Raw genomic sequence first — 21,630 nt, 5'->3', positions numbered from 1 at the left:
TGCCATGACCGAAGAAGAACAGATCCATGTCCCTGGCGAAACGCTGCATCGGCTGGTGCATGCCTATAAGCGCCGCCTGATGACGGCGATGGTTGATGCCGACATGCCGATGCCGATTTCGCATAAACGGGTGATGAAATGGATCGTCCGCATTCCGGGCATCACGGCTCAGCAAATGGCTGAAAAATCCGGTCAGGACAAAGGCCGGATCACCCGGCTTTTAAAAGAACTTGAAAATGACGGGCTGATTGAACGCCGCCCGCACCCCGAAGATCGACGGAGCCAAACCCTGCATTTGACGGCCGCAGGCAGCGCGAAAATGGAAGATTTCCGCGCTGTTGAAAAAGATGTCAGAACCCGAATGACACGCGGTCTTACGCCACAGCAGATCCAGGATTTTGTCAAGATTGCCAATCTGATGTCTGACAACCTGGAAACCCACAAATCCAAGAAACTGGACTTCGCGGGCAACGGCCCGGAGGACCAAGGAGTGAATGAATGACCAAGCCTTCCCCACGCGATCTTACCGTGATCAAAAAAGGGTATGTCACCCCCAATATGCTGCGTGTCACCCTTGGCGGTGACGGCATCAAGGAGTTTCCCGAGGATCAGGCAAGCGCCTATATTAAACTGATTTTCCCGATCAAGGACGACGATAAAGGCCGCGTTCTGCGCCGGACCTATACTGTGCGTCATGACCGCATGACCGATCAGGGTCGCGAGATTGATGTTGATTTCGTCATGCATGGCGATGATGGCTATGATCATGACCATGGCGGCCCGGCATCGAACTGGGCGGTCAATTGCCGGCCCGGCGATGTGATCACCATTGGCGGCCCCGGCCCCAAGAAATTGGTCGATCCTAGTGCCGACTGGTTCCTGATTGTCGGTGATATGACGGCCTTGCCTGCCGTATCGGTCAATCTGGAAACATTACCCCATGACGCGCGCGGCTATGCCGTGATCGAAGTCCGGTCCGAGGCCGACATGCAGGACCTGAAAAAGCCCGACAACATCACGATTGAATGGGTGATCAACCCGCATCCGGGCGAACAAAACACGGTCCTGAGTGACGTCGTCAAACGCATCCCCTGGCACACGGAAGGCCGCCCGTCTGTCTGGGCGGCGTGCGAGTTTACCTCGATGCGGTCCTTGCGCAGTTACTTCCGAGAAGTTCGTGGCCTTGGCAAGGATGATCTTTATATCTCAAGCTATTGGAAGCTTGGCATGAATGAAGACACCCACAAGGCGCTTAAATCCGAGGATGCCAAGACCGCAGCCTGACAACGGCACCACGACGCAATCTTCAAACACTTCGGGCCCCTTCGCGGGGCCCGTTTGTACTTGGCAATTGATGTGATCGGATCAGGCATATTGCGCATGCAGGCGCGCCATACGTCTTCGTGCGAAAAATCCGGCATGCTGGGTGGTTTGAACCGCTTCGGGGCGCAACTGCCCGTCCTCGTCACAGACAAAGGCCCGACTGGCGCCAATCACACCTTTTTCCGAGCTATAGACCGCAATGACGATGATTTCGATGCGGCAGTACCCTTGCCCGGCTGTCGGGTCAGGATTATCGCTGCTGCGCGCCTGCTGTGTAATCCGCCGCATAAGGTTTTGCAACGCGCCCAGTTCGATACATCTTCCCGATTCCAGCGGGCCTTGCACGGTAAGTTCATCAAGACGTGCTGCATGGGCCGATTTTCCGCCCTCATTGCGGACGTCATTACCCTCAAAATCCACTTCCGGATCGCTATCTGTGACCTGTTCGCACACCTGTTGCGTTTCATCACCGATACAGACAAGTACTTTGTCGATATGAATGGCTTCCTGGCTCATATTGCTGATCAGAAAGCGCGCCTTGTCGGATTTGCCAAGCATCTGGTTGATGACGATTTTCGGACGTCGGACACGGCGATAGCTTTGAAACAGCAATTGCGCATAGAAAATCCAGATCATCAATGTTGCGATGCTGACCCCGACCTGAAGCAAGGTGGCGTGTTGTTCAATCCATGAACCCATGGGGTACCCCTGAAAACAAAATCGAACTGACTACCGGTCTGTCCGGCATCATCAACTCAACGTGTTTCCGAGGGTTTTGTTTCAAAACGATGCAAAACACCCCGGCCAATGACCGGGGTGCCTGTTATTCGTTTTTCTATTTGCCCAATCAGGCCGCGACACTGCCATGCGGGTCGATGACAAATTTCTTCGCCGCCCCGCCATCAAAATCGGCATAGCCTTTTGGCGCCTGATCCAGATTGATCATCTGAACATTGACCGCCTTGGAGATATCGATCTTTTCAAAAAGGATCGCCTGCATCAGGTTGCGGTGATATTTCATCACCGGGCACTGACCTGTATGGAACGAATGCGATTTCGCCCAGCCAAGGCCAAAGCGCATGCTCAGCGCGCCAACCTTGGCCGCATCGTCCACCGCGCCGGGATCTTCGGTGACATAAAGGCCGGGAATACCGATGGAACCGCCTGCACGGGTCACCTGCATGGCAGAGTTCAGAACCGTTGCCGGGGCTTCGTGGTTATGGTTGCAGCCACAGCCATGCGCTTCAAAGCCGACGCAATCAACAAAGCAATCAACCTCACGTTCGCCAAGGATCGCTTCAAGCTGGTCTTCCATCGGCATGTCTTTTTTAAGATCGATGGTTTCGCAGCCAAAGCTTCTTGCCTGTTCGAGACGATCATCAATCATGTCGCCGACAATCACGCACGCCGCACCCAGAAGATGCGATGACGCCGCCGCCGCCAAACCGACCGGTCCGGCACCCGCGATATAGACCGTCGATCCCGGTCCAACGCCCGCCGTGACACAGCCATGGAAGCCGGTCGGGAAGATGTCGGACAGCAATGTCAGGTCCTGGATTTTATCCATTGCCTGATCCTTGTCGGGGAATTTCAAAAGATTGAAATCGGCATAGGGCACCATGACATATTCGGCCTGACCGCCGACCCAGCCGCCCATATCGACATAGCCATACGCCGCCCCCGGACGCGCCGGGTTCACATTCAGGCAAATACCGGTCAAACCGGACTTGCAGTTACGGCAACGCCCGCAGGCAATATTGAACGGCACCGAACACACATCACCGACATTGAGGAACTCAACGTCACGGCCTGCTTCAACGATCACACCGGTAATTTCATGGCCAAGAACAAGCCCGGCCGGGGCCGTGGTGCGGCCACGCACCATGTGCTGATCGCTGCCGCAAATATTGGTGGTGATAACTTTCAGGATCACGCCATGGTCGCATTTGCGTTTACCCAGTGCGAGTTCCGGAAACGCAATGCTTTCGACTGCGACTTCTCCCGGACCTTTGAATACAACGCCACGATTTGATGGACTGCTCATATTCTGTTTCCTCTTCCCTGATATGGAGTTCAGGATTGTTGTTGATGTCCGGGTATTTTGAGTTCTTGTACCGCGACCCTTCCCGAACCAAGATCTCCGCGCGTTTTCGATCGCGCCGAGTGCAACCAAAACGGTAGGATTGCGTTCGCACCACTGTCAAACGAACTGGTGGGCACCCCCTAAACTTCCTCTTGTGCTCAGAAGATTTGCGACGATTGATCGAAACCGGCCTTTCGAAAGTTTCTTTGACCCGTTTGTGATACGGTGCGTTCACCTGAAACCGGCATGAAGCCTTGCCCCGCGTCGCGGCAGTGCACAATGTTGCGATGTATCAAAGTAATCGTCCGCCAGTCTGGATAGATTAAAAACAGGACTTTTTATTCTGGTCATATGGAGACCGTCCGATGCTGCATCGCCTGATCGCACTTTATCGGGAAAATCCCCGCGAAGGTCGGCTGTTTGCCGCCATCGCGCTTGGCTTTGTTGCGATCTATTTCATCCCGGCGGGCACCGGGCGATTTGACAATGCGGTGCTTGAGGCGGTCTATCTGACCAACTGGTATGCCCGCGAGCATGTCATTTTGTGTCTGTTACCGGCCTTTGTCATTGCAGGCGCAATGGCGGTCTATATCAGCCAGGGATCGGTAATGCGCTATCTCGGCCCGGATGCATCGCGCCCGGTCGCCCTTGGCGTGGCATCGGTTTCGGGCACGTTGCTTGCAGTCTGTTCCTGCACGGTATTGCCGCTGTTTGGCGGGATTTACAAACGCGGTGCGGGGCTTGGTCCGGCGATTGCGTTTCTGTATTCCGGCCCGGCGATCAACATCATGGCGATTGTCGTCACCGCCAAGGTACTGGGGGCCGAAATCGGCCTTGCGCGTGGTATCGGGGCGATTGTCTTTGCGATTGTCATCGGCCTGATCATGCATCTGATCTATCGCCGCGAAGAAAGTGATCGCGCCAGCAAATCAAAACGCGGCTTTGGCGCGGATGATGACGGCAAGCCGCTTTCGATTACCATTGCCTTCTTTGGCCTGATGATCGGCATTCTGGTCTTTGCCAACTGGGCATCGGTCCCGGGCAGCCCGGTCTGGATGGCGGTTTATAACGTCAAATGGACCAACACCGCCCTGTTGGCAGCTGGCTTTGCCGGACTTCTGATCTGGCAATGGAACTGGCCGGTAAAACAGGTCGCAGGCCTTGCGGCCATGATCATCCTGAGTGCCGTCATCGTTCCGGAATACCCGCAATTGGCCTTTGTCATCGGCGTGGTTGGTCTGATGATGATTGCCATAACCCGCGAACAGGACCGTGAATGGGTTGATCAAACCTGGGATTTCACCAAACAGATTTTGCCGCTTCTGGTCATGGGGGTTTTCATTGCCGGCCTGTTGCTGGGTCGGCCGGGGCATGAAGGCCTGATCCCCAATCAGTGGGTGCAGGCAGCGGTCGGTGACAATTCCCTGACCTCGACCGCACTGGCATCGGTCTTGGGCGCGTTCATGTATTTTTCGACCCTGACGGAGATTCCGATTGTCCAAGCGCTGATGGGGGCTGGCATGGGCAAGGGGCCGGCCTTGGCGTTGCTTTTGGCGGGACCGGCACTTTCACTTCCCAACATGCTGGTTATTCGCACCGTGATTGGCACAGAAAAAACACTTGTCTATTGCACGCTGGTTGTCGTCATGGCGACGATTTCGGGCTTCATCTATGGCAATTTCACATCATTCTGATCACAGGAGATCAAAGATGAAATTCAGCATTTATGGCAGCGGTTGCGCAAAGTGTCAGGCGCTTGCCAAAAACGCCGAAGCAGCCGCACAGGCACTTGATCTTGATTACGAGATCGAAAAGATCACCGACACGAACCAGATCATTGATGCCGGCATCATGCGCACCCCTGCCCTGATGGTCGATGACGATATTCTGGTCGAGGGCAAAGTCATCACCCCCGACGCAATCCGCCTGATGCTGTCATAAAAAAAACGCCCCGGCCAGTTCAGGCACAGGGCGTTTTAGAATTAGACCCGATCAAAGATTATTTGGCCGGCGGCAGGTCTTCTTCCAGAATGACCAGGTTCAGCGAGTAGCTGACTTCGCCTTCATCCTCGTCACGGTGGACAACACCGACGAACTCGTCGCCTACGCGCATCTCAACCGGAAGATGCTTTTTCTTGGGCACATCAACGGCGATTTTCGGGTTCTCGAATGTGCGACGCAGGTAATCTTCAACGCGTGCGATCTCTGACGGTGTCATAGGACTTGCCCCTTGTTTTTTCCAACGGCGTTTATCTGCAGAATCACAGGATATCGCATGCGCGCTTTGGCGTCTGCCCTCTTTCCTGTGCCTGTTGTGAAATCTGGTGCACTGTCCTTCCACAAACCGGGCAGTGAAATCAAGCCCACCGGGCCAAAAAAGTCGTAAAATCGGCCAAATTTTAAAGCAGACATGTCAAACAGCCAGATGTTTGCGCGACCTTGTCGTCACACGATTGTCTATTGCATTGCCCGGATGCACCGTTTAAGCCAAATATATGTCCGAAATTGATCTTGTTCCCAATACCGCATCTGCCCCCAGCGACACCGCCGACCTTCCCCCCGCGAAGGACACAAAAGACGGTACTTCGCAATCCCGGCCCATCCTTTACAGTTTTCGGCGCTGCCCCTATGCCATGCGTGCGCGTATGGCGCTGCTGGCGGCCGACATTGATGTCGAGCTGCGCGAAGTTGTCTTGCGCGACAAACCGCAAAGCATGATCGAGGCATCACCAAAGGCCACCGTGCCGGTTCTGATCCTGCAAGATGGCACCGTGATTGATGAAAGCCTTGAAATCATGGTCTGGGCGCTGGCCGAAAACGATCCGCTGGAATGGCTGACACCGGAAAGCGGCACGCTTGATGATATGCTGGCCCTGATTTCGCAGAATGACGGTCCGTTCAAGCACCACCTTGATCGTTACAAGTATCCCAACCGCTTTGATGACGTTGACCCCCTCGAACATCGCCGGGATGCGGAAAAGATCCTTAATCGCCTTGATGGACGGCTTGCTGTTGGCAAATACCTGTTTGGATCACGCCCGGCATTGGCCGATTTCGCCATTGCGCCGTTTATCCGCCAGTTTGCCAATACCGACAAAGAGGCGTTTGACGCCATGCCGTTCGTTCATGTGCAGCGCTGGCTGGATGATTTTCTGGCATCAAGCCTGTTTGACCGTGCCATGACGAAATATGACCAGTGGCACGAAGGCGACGAACCAATCATTTTCAAGGCCGCATAAATCAAACGCGAACCATCCGTCAGCCTTGCATGTCAATCGGCAAGGTCAGCAACCGAGAGCTCAGGCATTTGCCATGCGGATCGAGTGCGAGTGAGCGCGTAACCCCGCCACCAAGCGCCTCATACATCACAAAGTTAAGCGCCCCGATTTGCGGCAGTTCGTAGCGCACGACCTCGCCCGCGATCAAAGCCCCAAAATGGTCGCGAACCCGCTTAGCAGTGACCTGTTCAAGCAAAACAGGCCAGTCTTCTGGGCGATAGGCGATTACTGAAATATTGGAGATATTCCCCTTATCGCCGGTACGCGAATGCGCAATATCGCGAAGCTGCATCGTCACGCCTCCATCATCTCGAAACGGGTTGTCAGCCTGTCTTCGGGCAAAAGCCCGGACACAATGGCAACGATTTCACGGCTTGATTTGGTGACACCGCCACCCCCGGCAGGGCCGTTCAGATACAGGCTTTCAACTTCCTCGCCGATGCGCGCCGCGGTTTGCATGTCGCCCGTCCGAACGACAAAGCGGACCCGAACTTCTGACGGCGCACAATCAGTGGCCGCGACATCCTTGAAAATCGAATTCACCCCGATCAGCTCACCGCGCACTTCATCACAGTCAATGCCGATCTGATCGATACGTTGACGCAGGATATCAAGGGCCAATTGCCCCCGTTGCGACGCCCCCGGCCCGGCATAGGAAATCTGCCCCTCGCCGACGCAGGAATCGATATAGCCGATCGATACCTTAAGGCTGCCGGTTTTTGGCAAACCATTCCCGTTTGATACAGCCACACGATCCGGGCCGACCTCGGTAATTTCAACGGCAGAAAAATCGGCAATCACATCGGGCTGGATATAACGTTTCGGATCATGGACTTCGTAAAGGAGCTGTTCCTTACACGTTGCCGCATTCACAAAGCCACCGGTACCCGGCAGTTTGGTGATGATAGCATTGCCATATTCATCAACTTCGGCAATCGGGAAACCAAGATTGGCCAGATCGGGAACATCCTTTAATCCCGGATCGGCAAAGTAACCGCCGGTAACCTGCCCGCCACATTCCAGAAGATGCCCAACAAGCGTGCCACGTCCCAAACGTGTCCAGTCGTCCATCCGCCAACCAAATTCAAAGATCTGGGGTGCCAAAAACATCGCCGGGTCCGCCGCCCGCCCGGTCAGCACAACGTCGGCACCGGCATGTAAGGCATCGACAATGCCCGCTGCCCCCAAATAGGCATTTGCCGAAATGACGTCCTTGTCAAATGCGCCAAGTGTGCAGTTGGTATCCTCAATCACGAATTCATCTGGCGACAAAACATCCAGCACATTGTCGCCTTGCACGGCGGCAACCCGAAGGCCCGAAAGACCTAACTCACGGGCAATCTTGATGGTGTGTTTGGCGGCCGCCACCGGATTTGCCGCCCCCATGTTTGAAATCACCCGAACACCCTTTTCGCGACAGATCTTTAAAACTGCCCGCATTCGGCGCTCAAGCAACGGGTCAAACCCGGCATTGGGATCATGCATTTTTGCCTGCTGCGCCAATGCAATGGTGCGTTCGGCCAAGCATTCGAAAACGAGATAATCCAGATCGCCTTTTTCGGCTAAATCAACAGCCGGCTCAATCCGGTCCCCGGAAAAACCCGCACCTGTGCCAATACGTATGGTTTTCATTGGCCGCCCTCCAGGGCCGTGCGGCGCATATTACGTCCGACGTAAAAGGCACCGCCAAGCAACACCGCTGCGATCACCGGCGTCAGGAAGGCTGGCCACAAAGCAACTCCGATCACAATCACAAGCAAGCCCCGGTCCATCCATTGCCGTCCGATGAATGTCTGCCCGCCGAGTAGTGCCGGAATGGCGACCACCAGAACAAGGCCAGACAGGATCGCGTTCATAATGGCCAATCCGCCGCCCCCTGCCGTCATACCCGGATAAAGCAACAACATGAACGGAACGACATAGGTCATCGCACCGAGGCGCACTGCCTCGAATGCTGCTGGCAACCAGTTTGTCTGGGCAATCCCGGCCGCGACAAACACTGCAACGCAGACCGGCGGTGTGATCACCGATATGGTGGCAAAGTAAAAGACAAACAGATGGGCTGTAAGCGGCTCAACACCGACCGCGGTCATGGCAGGTGCCAGAACAGCCGCCACCAGGACGTAGGCCGCCGTTGTCGGTAATCCCATGCCCATAATCAGGCACACAAGCCCAACAATAATCGCCACAAGAACGATTGAGTCCCCGGCAATCGCAACAATCATCGAACTCAGCGTCACGCCAATGCCCGTCATGTTGATCATGGAAACAAGGATTTGCGCCCCGGCAAGCAGCACACCAATAATCACCATGCCTTTGCCTGCATCGGTAATGCCAGCCAGAACCCGCTTGAACATCTCGTCAACCGACAGGCGTCCGGCAGATGTCGCCACAAACGCAATCAGAAGTGCGACCATGCCGTAAAAGGCCGAGGTCGCAACCGACCGCCCCATAAAGATGCCAACCGCAAGCCCCCCGAGTGCTGCGATAATTGGCAGCACCTTGCGCAAGGCAAGGATTTCCGACCATGCCGGAAGCTCATCCTCGGGCACCAGTTTAAGGTTCCTTCGGGTTGCGACGATGTGGACTGTCACAAACACAGACAGATAAAACAACACGGCAGGAATGATCGCTGCGACCATGACATCGACATAGGCAATGCCAAGTATCTCGGCCATGACAAAGGCCGCAGCCCCCATAATCGGCGGGGCAATCTGCCCCCCGGTCGAGGCTACCGCTTCGACCGCTGCGGCCAATGGACCGGGATAGCCCAGACGGCGCATCATCGGGATGGTGAAATTCCCGGTGGTAGCGACATTGGCCACCGCCGATCCCGAAATCATCCCGAACAAGCCACTGGAAATAATCGCAATCTTGGCGGCACCGCCTTTTTGGCGTCCGCCAAGACGCATTGCCAGATCCATAAAGCTCTGCCCGCCGCCAGTATGGAGCAGCAAGGCACCAAACAGAACAAAGGCCGCAATCACGGTGGCAGCGACCCCCGTCAACATGCCCCAAATGCCAAGGTCGCCAAGGAAAATGGTTTCGGTGACGAACTCGATATCAAAACCGCGATGACCAAGACTGCCCGGCAGGTACTCGCCAAGCAGCGCATAAAGCAGCCCTACAATCACCAGAACCGGGAAGATCGCCCCGACCGCACGGCGACCGATTTCAAGAACCGTCACAACCAGACCAATGGTCAGGGCCATGTCCAGCCGGGTGGCCCATGGCAGGGTCGTCATGATTTCATCGTAATTTGCGACGATATAGCCGCACGCACTGATCGTCACCGCAGCCAGCAGAAGGTCAATCGCCAAGCCGACTTTCCGCCAACCGGTTCCCTTGCCCAGCGGATATAGACTTAGTCCAAGGCACGTCACCAGTGCGAGGAAAACCGCCCTTTGAATAAGGCTCTCAAATGGGCCGGTTGCGGCGGTATAGAAGACAAATATACCCACGAGCAACGCAAACCCGTCGCGGATGCGCACAGACATGACGGTTTTCCTCTAAGACTTCCGGTTTCTTGTTATTTGGACGGATCGAGTTTGGCCGGGATATCGTAGCCATTCTCGCGGAACCATTTCGCAGCGCCTGGATGCAGCGGAATTGTTGCATACTGCAAGGTCAGTTCGGCCAGATTGACCCCTTTGACACTTGCCATTGCAGTACCCTGCACTTCCTTGTCAGACATGATTGCGTCAACAATCTTGTAGGCGGCATCTTCCGACAGGCTTTCACCAGCCCCCACGCCAACACCGAAGCTCCAGGTGGAATAGGCATCAACGCCCTCTGCCGCACCTGCCGGGATATCAACGACCGAGATATCAGGCATCTTGTCGATCAGCGCCTGTTTCTGATCATCGGTCAGGCTCAGAACCTTGATCGGGGTAAATGTTGCGATATCAAGTGTCGAACTATCAAGTTTAAGACCGGCACCGGATTTAACATAACCCGTAACGCGGTTATCCTTGATCATGTCGACGACATCGGTGGTTGAGCCACGGACATAATCGGCAGAAAGGCCCAGCGCCTCGAACACAGCCTCGCTCGTGCTTTCGGTCGCCGATCCCTTGATACCGGGGTTAAAGCGCTTGTCTGCAAGATCGGAAAGCGATGTGATCCCGGAATCTTCGCGCACAATCACGTTCTGCGGTGCACCGGTATAAACCCACAACAGACCAAGCCCGTCCATCGCGTTTCCATCAAAGGAGTTTGTCCCGGCATGGGCGTGTTGGGCAACGTTGGTGGTTACCAGACCAAGGTCGATCTGATCGCGTTGAATGCGCCGCAGGTTGTCCATTGTCGCACCGGTTTCAACAACAGATGCCTCGATGCCATTATCGGCATCATTGATCAGCTTGGCGACAGAAACAAAATAGCCGTAATGCGATGACGACGCCGAGGTCGAACCGATCAGCAGTTTTTCCTGTGCGAAAGCCGGTACGGACAAACCAAAGGCGAGCACGCCCGCCAAAGCGAGTTTTGAAAGTTTCATAATGTATTCCTCCCTATGCCGTAATCGGCATGTTTAACGTTCCGTCGGCAAGTCTTGCGCTTGGTTGTTTTTGGACGGACCGGAAGTGTCGAACAGTTTCTTTGTTGCAGGAAGATCAAATAATGAGATAATTGATGCATGAAACGCATCAATCTCGATACCGATGAAATAAGGTCTTTCTGTCTTCTTGCTGAAACGGGCAGTTTTCGCAAGACTGCGCAAAGACTTGGTATCTCAGGATCGACGCTTAGTCGGCAAATCAGCCGCATCGAGGACCGCACCCAGGCACGGCTGTTTGACCGTGACACACGAAATGTTGCGCTGACCGAACAGGGAAAAATGTTCCTCAGACTGGCGGAAAGGATCCTCAACACCACTGATTCCGCCCTTGATGAGTTTGACACCTACCTCAATACCAAACGCGGAAAATTGACGATCGCCGGTCTGCCTTCGGTAACGGCCGGATTGCTGCCACCGCTGATTTCCGAATTCATGCAGGTGCATCCGAATGTCGATGTTCAGCTTAATGACATGCTGTCCGAGGGGGTTTTGCGCGAAGTCGAAATGGGGCGTGCCGATATCGGCTTTACCGCCGATGTGGTTGAGGATACAGACAATCTATCCTTCCAACGATTGCTGAGCGACCGTTTCATCGCGGTCGGGGCACCCGGCGGGTTTCTTGAAGAAGATCGAACCTATCAATGGGAAGAAATCCTGTCGCAGCCGATGGTCGCAATGTCGCGCGAAACAAGTGTGCGTTCGATTATTGACGCCGCCTGCACGCAGCATAGCTTTGCCTTTCATCCCCGCTTTGAGGTGGCGCATCTTGCAACGGCGGGGGCACTGGTATCGCAAGGGCTTTGTATCACGGCTCTGCCATCCTTAACCCTGCCGGTTCTTGGCCGGGCCCCCCTTGTTTTTCGACAACTGGAAAGTCCGGTTCTGCTTCGTCATATTGGGTTGATCTGGCGATCCGGGCGTACCTTGCCGCCCGCAGCACAGGCATTTTTGCATCTGGTGCGCAGCCGGAACCTCAAATCACTCGTCGCACATCTGGAAACCGAAAACACAGTGGCGTAGCGTCCCTTGGATGCATTTTCCACTCAGCTTAAAGCCGAGATGCGGTTTTGCACCCTTTGCGGATACATCGACATCTTAAATCTCCTTATGCGCGATAACACATCCAAGCTTGGAAGGATTATACTTCTGTTACCATTCACAGGCTGGTCATCACGACCGGCTTGTGCTAGCAAGCGATGCATCACCAAATAACGCTTCAGGACCGGAATTTATGGCTGATTATGATGTCAAGCCGCTGATAACGGCGGACGAGATTGCCACCAAGATCGATGCACTTGCCGCCGAGATCAATGAAAGCTTCAAGGACACCGAAAAGCTGATTGTTGTTGGCCTGCTGCGAGGCTCCTTTGTTTTCATTGCCGATCTGGTGCGTAAACTGACCGTTCCGGTCGAGGTCGACTTCATGGTCGCATCCAGCTATGGCGATTCCACGGAAAGTTCGCGCAATGTGCGCATCGTCAAGGACCTTGATGGTCAGATCCGCGGCAAGGATGTCGTTCTGGTCGAAGACATCATTGATACCGGTTATACGCTTTCGGAAGTGGTGCGGCTTTTGAAAACCCGCGATCCGAACCGTTTGGAAATCTGCACCCTTTTGAACAAACCGTCGCGGCGCGAAGTCGAAATCCCGATTGATTTCTGTGGTTTTGATATCCCCGATGAGTTCGTGGTTGGCTATGGCATTGATTATGCCCAGAACAACCGCAACCTGCCCTTCATCGGCACAGTCCATTTCCACGGCGAATAAGCCGGGCAAGAACAGAATTCAAAAATGGCGGGAAGCTTTTGCTATCCCGCCATTTTTGTATCTGGATCCTCTTGGGACTGATCGGTTTTCATCCGCCCTTTTGGCGGATCAAAAACGCCAAGAGCGCCAAGATCGGTAATCATCTGATCAAACCCGGATTGCATGCGCGGCTTGTTGCCCTGGCCTGTGGCATAACCGGTCATGGCCGAATGCACCAAAAGATCAAACAACATGTCATCTTCGGATTTACGCGCCTGCGCCGCATGTTCATCAGCAGAGGCATGATCGACCGCGTCGCCAGGATCACGTTGCAGCATCACGGCAAGGGCGACCAGTCCGAGTGTCACCATCGTGCCACCAATCGCCATGGCAGCTGCAATCGCGCCAAAGGATGCGGCAATCGCCATATAGACGGCCGCCAGCAAGAAACCAGCCCCAATCAACATCACAACCGCGATCGCAGCAAAAGCCGCACCCTTGCGGGCTGCGGCCTTTGCCTGATCGACGAGTATATCGGTCAGCTGATCAATCATTTCTGCAGCAGACGGCCTATAAGAAGGCCGACACCAAAGGTCACGGCAACAGATGCCAGCGGGTTCTCACGAACCTGATCCACGGCTACACCGCGTGCATGGTCAATCTGCTCGCGTGCCTGACCGGATACTTCGCGAATGCGCTCTGCCGCAGCCTGCGTTTTGGTCTGCGCTGCATCACCACCCATGGTTTTCAGGGTCTTGGTGATCTCGGCCAGATCGCTGCGCAGGGCATCGACATCGGCCTGAAGTTTTGCAGTATCAGCAGTCGTCTCGGTCTTGGTCGCCATGGTTTTCTCCTATTGTCTTGAAAACAGCAACACACAACTAACGTGCTGACATGGCATATGGTTCCCACAAACAATGTGATGATTTCAGGGCACAGCAAAAAAAGAAGCGGCCCGCGTGGGTTGCGGGCCGCTTCATAACCTGTCGGATTTCTGGGCGGAAATGGAGAGCGGGACTTCTCCGTCGGGGGTGGGTATCCCCGTCACGCCGATCAGTAAGGCAAACCGACGTAATTTTCCGACAGGGTTTTCAAACCTGCTTTTGACGACAGGATATATTCAAGTTCGGCATCCCGGATGCGACCATCGAATTCTTTCTGATCGTCGAAGGTGTGCAGCATGGAGGTCATCCACCATGAGAACCGCTCTGCCTTCCAGACGCGGGCCAGAGCCGTGTCGGAATAACTTGCCAGCAGGTCTTCACGGTTGGACTTGTACTTCGCGATCAATGCCTCGGACAGGTAATGGACGTCACTTGCGGCAAGGTTAAGCCCCTTTGCACCCGTAGGCGGCACGATATGGGCCGCATCGCCGGCAAGGAACAGACGACCATGCTGCATCGGCTCGGCCACAAAGCTTCTGAGCGGCGCGATACTTTTTTCAAACACTTCGCCTTCATTGACCAGTTCGGCATCTTCTTCGCCAAGGCGGGTGCGCAACTCATTCCAGAAACGGTCGTCAGACCAGTCTTCGATCTTGTCGGAGCTTGGCACCTGAACATAATGGCGCACGACCTTGTCAGATCGCATCGAACACAGTGCGAAGCCACGGTCATGTTTGGCGTAAATCAGTTCTTCAGCCACGGGTTTGGCGTGGGCCAGAACGCCCAACCAACCGAACGGATAGACCTTCTCGAATTCCTTTACCCCCGGCAGGGTCTTGCGACCAACACCGTGGAAGCCATCACACGCCGCAATGTAATCGCAGGTCAGTTCAAGCGCGTTGCCATCCTTGAAATATCGAACACTGGGCTTGTCACCATTAATGTCGTGCAGACTGACATCTTCTGCCTCGAAGATGATCTCGCCACCGTGGTCAAGGCGTGCCTGGATCAGGTCCTTGGTGACCTCGGTCTGGCCATACACCATGACAGTCGACCCGCCAGTGAGTTCTTCCATATTCACATGCGTGCGCTTGCCATTGACGCTGATATAGATGCCGCTATGAATGATGCCTTCCTTGTTCATGCGGGCATCAACCCCAACACGTTTCATCAGGTTGACGGCACCCATTTCAAGAACACCGGCACGAATGCGACCTTCGACATAATCGCGGCTTTTGCGTTCTAGGATGACGGAATCAATCCCCTGAACGTGCAGCAGGTGGGACAGAAGTAGTCCGGCCGGGCCCGAACCGATGATGACGACAGGGACATGCATGGCGAATTCCTCACAAGATCAGGGTTTTTGGTTCTGTTATTTTTAATTGGAACAAGAACCGTTCCATTGCGGAAACAATACGCCGGATACCGCTGGTACAGAATGGACAAACCGGGATAATGATTGGACAAATCGAACACGTATCCAGGTTTGGTTATAGTTCAAGGATGATCTGGTTCTATTCTGAAGGAAGTTCCAAAGGTCCGGGTGTGCGCCTTAAGGTTCCAAGCGGTGAACTGCCTTCAAACTGATGGAAATTTCACCATGATCGCCCATGTGATGGAAAATTCATCTTGCGAACTATCGATCCTTTGTCATCGCTGTGCTAAGTTATCTTTTCGGCCCTGCACAATCGGCCGGAAAACCTTTAAAACCGCGACAGAACGGGAATATGCCTCAAAGCCGCGCCATCGCCATTTTTACCGATCTTGACGGTACATTGCTTGATCATGAGACCTATAGCTGGACGGACGCACGCCCGGCGCTGGACCGCTTGAAACATCTTTCTATTCCCCTGATCGCCGTATCGTCCAAAACGCTTGCCGAACTTGAATATATCAATGAGACATCAGGCCTATTTGATGGACTTATCGGTGAAAACGGCGGCGTAATCGCGCTTAACGGCAATGTCGAACAATATGGCCCGGCAACTGAAACGGTTGATCGCGCCCGCGAAAACATCCGGTCTGCTGTCGCTGTCCCCGTTGAAAGTTTCCGCACTGTCAGCCCGGAAGTCATTGCGGCAGAAACCGGTTTACCACTTGAAGATGCCATTCGCGCAGGACAACGGCATTGTTCGGATCCGCTCATCTGGCAACCCGCTGCCAAGGATATCGCCGTTGCCCGCAAGATCGCGGAGAAGTCTGGCCTTACGCTGGTGAAGGGCGGACGATTCCATACATTGTGCGGGACGTCGAGCAAGGGACAGGCGATGCGACGTATGATCGAACGCCTGACAGTGACCTGGTTTGAAGATGCATCGGATGATGCACCTCGCCAGCGGTTCACAACAATTGCGCTTGGCGACTCACCAAACGACATTCCGATGCTGGCCGAAGCCGATTACGCGGTTCAAATTCCGTCAAAACACGGCAAACGCACGCTCCCGCTACTGGAACATCCCAATCTGCGCATTGCGCCCCAACCGGGCCCGGCCGGATGGAATGAAGCGGTCAATGAGATTCTGGATCAGATAACCGATACCAATACCAATAAAAACAGCGAGGTACTTCATGGCTGATTTCCATCAGGGTGGCCCGATCACAACCCTTCATCGCATTCTTGACCGCAATCCGGAAGAACTCGCCTATGAAATGAGTGCCTTCGCCCGCCAGCGGCGCCAGACCTTGATCCTGCCCTGCCTGTATTCCGAACTGGAAACCCCGGCGATGACAACCATTGTCGAGGGGCTCAAACAGGCAACCTATATCGACCAGATCGTCGTCGGGCTGGATCGTGCAGATGCGCAGCAATACCTCCATGCGCGCGAATTCTTCAAAGACTTGCCGCAGCATGTCCGAATTCTATGGAACGATGGCCCGCGCCTGCGCAACGTTCACGATCGCTTGGCCGACAATAACCTTGCGCGCTACGAACCCGGCAAAGGCCGAAATGTATGGTACTGCCTTGGCTATACCCTTGCGTCGGGACGCAGTTCGGTCATCGGCATCCATGATTGCGACATCGCGACCTACACTCCGGATTTGCCGGCCAAACTGATGTATCCGATCGCCAACCCGGCCTTCAATTTTGCCTTTGCCAAGGGCTATTACGCGCGTGTTGCCAATGGCACGCTTAAGGGCCGCGTGTGCCGCCTGTTTGTTACGCCGTTAATTCGTGCGCTTAAACAGGTGGTCGGCAAGACCGATTTCCTGAACTATCTTGATTGCTTCCGCTATGCGCTTTCGGGTGAAATGGCGATCAGAACCGACGTCGCCTATGGCTTGCGCGTCGCGTCTGACTGGGGGCTTGAAGTTTCCATGCTTTCGGAAATGTATCGCAATCATACGGTACACCGTCTGGCACAGGTCGATATCGCAGATATCTATGACCACAAACACCGCGAATTTGATCCGGCGCAGAAGGATGACGGCCTGTCGCGCATGGCAAGCGACATCGCCAAATCCCTGTTCCGCAAACTGGCCACTCAGGGCACGGTCTTCACACCTGAAACCTTCAGAACACTTAAGGCAACTTATTATCGCGCCGCGCTTGACCTGATTGAACAATATCGCGCGGATGCCTTGTTCAATGGCCTTAAGATCAATCGCGATGAAGAAGAAAACTGCGTTGAAGTCCTGTCAGAAGTGATCATCAGTGCGGGTCAGCACTATCTTGAAAACCCGTTGGAGAGCCCGTTCATTCCAAGCTGGCAGCGTGTCGAAAGTGCGATGGGGGACATCTTCGAACAGCTTTCAAGTGCGGTCGAAGACGACCTTCATGACATGGAAATCGGCAAGCAATAGACGTCTGCGCGCGCCTATTCCTCGATTGGGAAAATAGCAAGGAAGACCTGCAGAACGTCTTCCTTGCCCGGTTTTCGAAGCAATACCGGCAAAAGCAAACGGATCGCATTGTGCCAATCACTCTTAAAAACCTGCAAGTGATGCAGCTTTGGCTTGCCTGTCATTCGCAGAACGGTCATTGACGCATGCAGGCTGGTTGAAAACTGGCTGTCGAGTTCACGGGCAAATCCACCGCGCCAATCCTCCCCGGTCAGGGCCGCGATATTTTCGCCTTCGATACGTATCTGAAAATCATCCTTTTCCGGAATATACTCAAAGATCGAGATATCTTCGATCCATGCCCTCAGATTCCCCGGACGAAAATCGCCACGCGTCGGTAATTGTCGCCCTGATGCATGTTTGTTCCAGAATGCAAGCAACTCACGAGCTTTGGCTGGCACATTATCTTCCAACTCATCTTGCGAGATTTCCTTTTCCTGAACGGCACTTGGCTCCAACTCAAATCCCCCTGTTACACAGCATGCATTGGCGCACAGGCGAACCGCGCGCCAATCACCTGATGGACAGGCATCTGAAAATGATTGGATGCTTGGGGCTGGTAATCGCACATACCGGTAACATTGTGCCTGCACCCCAGTCGCCCGGCGACCAGGACGGGATACAATGACATCCCGCCCTCACAGCACCTCTCCAGTGCTTTGTGCCAGACACAGTCAAAGGCACGGATATGTCCGTCTCCACCCTCGGGCAAACGGGTCAATTCAATATCGGAGGTGTCGAACATTGGCGGTCAAATTCCCAAAACTCATTTCAGTATCCACTTGGGGACACTCAAGCCAGAAACAAGCTTTACGGATCAATTCCGCCAATGATTATGCGCGATAAAGGAAATGGGTGACAAAAACCTGCTTGATCACGCGACCGGACCGGTCAGTAGTCTGAACGGGCAGCAAGATACGCAGCCATTCCTCCCAGACCGTGCGCTCATATCCGATGCGTTGAAATGCAGGTTTCCCGGTATCAATCACCTCAAGAAGGGTCGGATAGACGTTGGTTCCGAAATCAAGATCAATCTGGCGCGGGGAACACCCTTTATAACACTCACCACTGGCCGCAATGATATTGGGCGCATCGATGCGAATGACAAAATCGCGTTTCTCGGGCAGATATTCGTAAATGCAGATATCATCTATCCATTGCGACAAAACGTCTGCATTCAACCGTTTACGGTCGGGTAATTGCCCTCCACGGGCCGCATCCCACCAGATTTCGACATATGCCCGAACACGGTGATCGGTATCATCGGGCAGATGCGGAATCCGAACTTCCTGCGCATAAGCCATTGCGCGTCATGCCCCTTGATCTTCTATCCTTTAATATACGAATACAGGAAACAGACACAGCCGCGCAATAGCGTTTCAGCACACCAGATCCGCATTACGATTTAATGATTTTAAGCTGCACCTTAGAAGGTGGAATACCCAGAGGGGATTTTTGAACACTTTTTGTTCAAAGTGCCCAAGGCAACACAGGAAGATCGTGGAAATTAAGCTTGGAATAGGCTTCTCGCTCCATCACAAATACACAGTATATTTGCTGCCCATCGCGTTGCAATGCCAATTGGAAAATAGCGACATTTTCATCAGGGCTAAAACCCAGTTCAACAAGCCCCTCGTCAAGTAGCTCAGCATCCACTTGCATAAGATCATGCGACTGGAATATATCAAATTTTTCCTGTTTTGCACCAACAGCCCAATAGCCACATAGCCCACCATCCTCTGAAATACCAATAAATGTTCCCGTGGCATCGGGAGTCAGAGACAAAGCATAGATTTGGAGTTCGTCAGCGAACATTGTGGTTTCAGGACGATCCAACTGCACACCAGTAGTGCCAGATAGCAACTCTGCTTCTTTCTTAAGGTTAGTGACGTCTCCGGCATTGGGCAAACAAACGTCATCTATTACTGCAGCGAAAACATCCCTTTCAGTCTCGTTGGGATTGGATTGACGTCTCGCTAGCGCACCAGAAACCATGGAAAATACAGCGCTCTCTTCCCGGAATGCGTTTGGTGTCATGAACTCAACGACATCAAGTAATTGTCCGCTGTCCGTCATCAACTTGTATTGCTTAACCTGAAGGTTATGGGCCTCGCTAAACCCATACTGCAAATCCATTACGTCTCCGAAGTCGAACGATGCACCCATGTCTTCCATTTCCAAGCCGAGAGCTTCCCTGAGCGCTTTGCGGAATTCGACCGACTGCTTGGCAATTACCGCACAACTTTCACCTTCTTTTTGCGCAATCACACCAGCAGCCTGGCCACGCTTACCAACGGGGTAAATTGTCGCTCTAACGTTCCTGAGCCCGATCTGGTTCTGTTCCGTTTTCGGTTCTTCAATCATGAACGCGCGCGCAGCCTTATCGATCGCATCGGCATTTCCAATGTTATCAACGCAGATTTCGTTCGCCGCGCGAACCAAAAAGTCGTACTGCGGTCCTTGCCCACCGACAAGATAAGGCTGGGTATGGTCAGTCGTTGTCGTGCAACCATTTAGAATCATAAGCGAAGCGACAATACTCAACGCAAAACGCATACTTTACCCCAAACTCAATTAGCTAAGTCCAAAAAGCATTGACTAGAAAAACACATCTACTGAAGATTGCAATTGTATTGACGGGGCAAACGAACCCGATCACACTGAGATGCTGCGGCGATCAGTAAGGCCAAGGATAAGGCATATTATATTTGGTGGGGATTTGGTCGTACGGTTCGCGATCGAAAAACATGATTGTGCGAAGCAAATCGCCTCGCACAGGAAACACTTTCTCAACAACAGCTGCATTCGCCTTTTCCGAATAACCAATGCGCTCGAACCTATCACCTGTGCCAGAGCGTTGCACTTCGACAATATCGAAGCGTGAAAACGTATCTATTTTATCGAAATGACGCCCTTTCTCCCAATAGCCGCAGATATCCCCGGTCTCTCGCAGGCTTAATATAGAAACATTCGGTAGATCATGCTTATGATGATAGAGAACAAAATTCTTTACTTCATGCCCGAAAGGGGATTTCCCGCTAAGCGCCCTGCCGAGTTTTTTCCTTGATGTAACCTCTGCTGCTGCGGCGCGCATGGCTTCGTAATCTCCGAAATTGGCGATGCAAACGTCCCCAACAGTCGCAAATAGCAAATCGTCATTCGACCGCCGAGCAGACACAACGTCGGGATCAAATGTTCCGGTAATCTGCAAAGTTTTATGTTTATCTTCAGATGCAACTTCCGGAGAAATCAACTCGATGAAATCAATCTGATCTGTCTTGCGGAACAAACGCAAGCTATATTGACGAAATGGCCTTGAATGCTCTCCCACGATCCCATAGGTCAGAGGCACTACGTCGTCCCTGAACTGATCAGACACCCGTTTATCCATTGAGACTTTAAGATTTTGCCGAAAGAATTGGGGGAATCTAAGTCCTCTATGAGCGGCAACACCGCAAACCAACCCACCCGCATTGACGAGCCAAGCACGCCAAGTTCTTTTCTCAGAGAGCTCTCGAACCGGGTAAAACTTTACATTTACAGAATCACCGCGGATGATCGTTTTACCAACAAATGGTTCAGCTCCGGCGTACTGTGTCGCGATCTTGTCGATCTTTTCCGCTTGCCCCAAGTTCTCAAGACAGACCTTGCCAAACACTGACAACAGGTGCCTACGCAGCCCTTCAATTTCATCGGAATAACTGACATTTATTATTGATAGCTTCTCTTCCCTATTAGGCAAAACCGGGAAAGAAACTCGTTGGAGCGAATACTGATAATCAGCAAGTTTCGGGGGCGCTCCATTGACACCTCCACTCCCTGCAGCCCCACTTCCACAAGATAGGCATCCCAGAGCTACAATAACAAAAAACCAGCGCACTGAACCAACTCACTCCCTATCTAAATTCTCACGATAA

23 protein-coding genes are annotated in these 21,630 nt (G+C 53.4%); 9 read left to right on the top strand and 14 right to left on the bottom strand.

The features are described from left to right. Positions 1-4: 4 nt before the first annotated feature. Both HED22_RS00235 and HED22_RS00230 read left to right on the top strand, forming a co-directional pair. Positions 5-502, top strand: coding sequence for a MarR family winged helix-turn-helix transcriptional regulator (locus HED22_RS00235; protein ID WP_167717761.1), 498 nt, complete (start codon positions 5-7; stop codon positions 500-502). Then, positions 499-1,284 (top strand): siderophore-interacting protein, encoded by a 786-nt coding sequence (locus tag HED22_RS00230; protein ID WP_167717760.1) that lies wholly within the window; start codon positions 499-501, stop codon positions 1,282-1,284. The genes HED22_RS00235 and HED22_RS00230 overlap by 4 nt, the downstream gene beginning before the upstream one ends. Positions 1,285-1,365: 81 nt before the next feature. On the opposite strand, the gene HED22_RS00225 is transcribed toward HED22_RS00230, so the two are convergent. Continuing rightward, on the bottom strand, positions 1,366-2,022 hold the full coding sequence (locus tag HED22_RS00225) for a hypothetical protein (RefSeq protein ID WP_167717759.1): 657 nt from the start codon (positions 2,020-2,022) through the stop codon (positions 1,366-1,368). A gap of 148 nt (positions 2,023-2,170) precedes the next feature. Next, on the bottom strand, positions 2,171-3,367 hold the full coding sequence (fdhA, locus tag HED22_RS00220; RefSeq protein WP_167717758.1) for a formaldehyde dehydrogenase, glutathione-independent: 1,197 nt from the start codon (positions 3,365-3,367) through the stop codon (positions 2,171-2,173). A gap of 404 nt (positions 3,368-3,771) precedes the next feature. Here fdhA and HED22_RS00215 point away from each other — a divergent pair, with 404 nt between their 5' ends. Both HED22_RS00215 and HED22_RS00210 read left to right on the top strand, forming a co-directional pair. Further along, positions 3,772-5,100: a permease gene (locus HED22_RS00215; RefSeq protein ID WP_167717756.1), complete on the top strand. Its 1,329-nt coding sequence runs from the start codon at positions 3,772-3,774 to the stop codon at positions 5,098-5,100. A gap of 16 nt (positions 5,101-5,116) precedes the next feature. Beyond that, the gene (locus HED22_RS00210) at positions 5,117-5,347 is read left to right on the top strand and encodes an MTH895/ArsE family thioredoxin-like protein (protein ID WP_167717754.1); all 231 of its coding nucleotides are present in this window, start codon (positions 5,117-5,119) and stop codon (positions 5,345-5,347) included. 58 nt (positions 5,348-5,405) lie between these two features. Here the strand turns inward: HED22_RS00210 and HED22_RS00205 are convergent, their stop codons facing one another. Further along, positions 5,406-5,624 carry a DUF3126 family protein gene (locus tag HED22_RS00205; RefSeq protein ID WP_064790642.1) on the bottom strand — a complete coding sequence of 73 codons (219 nt, stop codon included), beginning with the start codon at positions 5,622-5,624 and terminating at the stop codon, positions 5,406-5,408. Between the two features lie 277 nt (positions 5,625-5,901). Here HED22_RS00205 and HED22_RS00200 point away from each other — a divergent pair, with 277 nt between their 5' ends. Further along, the gene (locus tag HED22_RS00200; protein WP_167717752.1) at positions 5,902-6,645 is read left to right on the top strand and encodes a glutathione S-transferase; all 744 of its coding nucleotides are present in this window, start codon (positions 5,902-5,904) and stop codon (positions 6,643-6,645) included. 19 nt (positions 6,646-6,664) lie between these two features. Here HED22_RS00200 and HED22_RS00195 read toward each other — a convergent pair whose 3' ends face one another. The 4 genes from HED22_RS00195 to HED22_RS00180 are packed head-to-tail and all read right to left on the bottom strand — an operon-like array spanning position 6,665 to position 11,182. Beyond that, a complete protein-coding gene (locus tag HED22_RS00195; RefSeq protein WP_167717750.1) occupies positions 6,665-6,976 on the bottom strand; it encodes a hypothetical protein in 312 nt (103 codons plus the stop codon). 2 nt (positions 6,977-6,978) lie between these two features. Continuing rightward, complete coding sequence (locus HED22_RS00190) at positions 6,979-8,316, bottom strand: acyclic terpene utilization AtuA family protein (protein ID WP_167717748.1); 1,338 nt, start codon at positions 8,314-8,316, stop codon at positions 6,979-6,981. Then, on the bottom strand, positions 8,313-10,181 hold the full coding sequence (locus HED22_RS00185; protein ID WP_167717746.1) for a TRAP transporter fused permease subunit: 1,869 nt from the start codon (positions 10,179-10,181) through the stop codon (positions 8,313-8,315). The genes HED22_RS00190 and HED22_RS00185 overlap by 4 nt, the downstream gene beginning before the upstream one ends. 32 nt (positions 10,182-10,213) lie before the next feature. Next, a complete protein-coding gene (locus HED22_RS00180) occupies positions 10,214-11,182 on the bottom strand; it encodes a TAXI family TRAP transporter solute-binding subunit (RefSeq protein ID WP_167717744.1) in 969 nt (322 codons plus the stop codon). 138 nt (positions 11,183-11,320) lie between these two features. Between HED22_RS00180 and HED22_RS00175 the strand changes: the two genes are divergently transcribed. Continuing rightward, positions 11,321-12,262, top strand: a complete 942-nt coding sequence (locus HED22_RS00175) for a LysR family transcriptional regulator (protein WP_167717742.1) — start codon at positions 11,321-11,323, stop codon at positions 12,260-12,262. 211 nt (positions 12,263-12,473) lie between these two features. Continuing rightward, positions 12,474-13,010 (top strand): hypoxanthine phosphoribosyltransferase, encoded by a 537-nt coding sequence (gene hpt, locus HED22_RS00170; RefSeq protein WP_008891923.1) that lies wholly within the window; start codon positions 12,474-12,476, stop codon positions 13,008-13,010. A gap of 41 nt (positions 13,011-13,051) precedes the next feature. Here the strand turns inward: hpt and HED22_RS00165 are convergent, their stop codons facing one another. The 3 genes from HED22_RS00165 to pobA form a co-directional block, all read right to left on the bottom strand. Further along, entirely contained in the window at positions 13,052-13,543 is a 492-nt protein-coding gene (locus HED22_RS00165; protein ID WP_167717740.1) for a hypothetical protein, read from the bottom strand. Next, the gene (locus tag HED22_RS00160) at positions 13,540-13,833 is read right to left on the bottom strand and encodes a YqjD family protein (RefSeq protein ID WP_167717738.1); all 294 of its coding nucleotides are present in this window, start codon (positions 13,831-13,833) and stop codon (positions 13,540-13,542) included. The genes HED22_RS00165 and HED22_RS00160 overlap by 4 nt, the downstream gene beginning before the upstream one ends. Before the next feature lie 209 nt (positions 13,834-14,042). Next, positions 14,043-15,209 (bottom strand): 4-hydroxybenzoate 3-monooxygenase, encoded by a 1,167-nt coding sequence (pobA, locus tag HED22_RS00155; RefSeq protein ID WP_167717736.1) that lies wholly within the window; start codon positions 15,207-15,209, stop codon positions 14,043-14,045. 391 nt (positions 15,210-15,600) lie between these two features. Between pobA and HED22_RS00150 the strand changes: the two genes are divergently transcribed. Together HED22_RS00150 and HED22_RS00145 are read left to right on the top strand one after the other, a co-directional pair. Next, positions 15,601-16,449: a mannosyl-3-phosphoglycerate phosphatase gene (locus HED22_RS00150; protein WP_167717734.1), complete on the top strand. Its 849-nt coding sequence runs from the start codon at positions 15,601-15,603 to the stop codon at positions 16,447-16,449. Next, positions 16,442-17,674, top strand: a complete 1,233-nt coding sequence (locus HED22_RS00145) for a glycosyl transferase (RefSeq protein WP_167717732.1) — start codon at positions 16,442-16,444, stop codon at positions 17,672-17,674. Before HED22_RS00150 ends, HED22_RS00145 begins: the two co-directional genes overlap by 8 nt. Positions 17,675-17,688: 14 nt before the next feature. Here HED22_RS00145 and HED22_RS00140 read toward each other — a convergent pair whose 3' ends face one another. The 4 genes from HED22_RS00140 to HED22_RS00125 all read right to left on the bottom strand — a co-directional run bounded on the left by HED22_RS00140 (position 17,689) and on the right by HED22_RS00125 (position 21,593). Beyond that, positions 17,689-18,171: a PAS domain-containing protein gene (locus HED22_RS00140; protein ID WP_167717731.1), complete on the bottom strand. Its 483-nt coding sequence runs from the start codon at positions 18,169-18,171 to the stop codon at positions 17,689-17,691. Between the two features lie 375 nt (positions 18,172-18,546). Further along, positions 18,547-19,017: a hypothetical protein gene (locus tag HED22_RS00135; protein WP_167717730.1), complete on the bottom strand. Its 471-nt coding sequence runs from the start codon at positions 19,015-19,017 to the stop codon at positions 18,547-18,549. Between the two features lie 166 nt (positions 19,018-19,183). Then, positions 19,184-20,269, bottom strand: coding sequence for a hypothetical protein (locus HED22_RS00130; RefSeq protein WP_167717729.1), 1,086 nt, complete (start codon positions 20,267-20,269; stop codon positions 19,184-19,186). A gap of 121 nt (positions 20,270-20,390) precedes the next feature. After that, the gene (locus HED22_RS00125) at positions 20,391-21,593 is read right to left on the bottom strand and encodes a hypothetical protein (protein ID WP_167717728.1); all 1,203 of its coding nucleotides are present in this window, start codon (positions 21,591-21,593) and stop codon (positions 20,391-20,393) included. Positions 21,594-21,630 lie beyond the last annotated feature (37 nt).

This window comes from Thalassospira sp. HF15 (assembly GCF_011806525.1).
In the GTDB taxonomy this organism is placed as follows: domain Bacteria; phylum Pseudomonadota; class Alphaproteobacteria; order Rhodospirillales; family Thalassospiraceae; genus Thalassospira.
The sequence above is the reverse complement of the archived record's forward strand: the minus strand, read 5'-3'. Positions and strand labels throughout refer to the sequence as shown.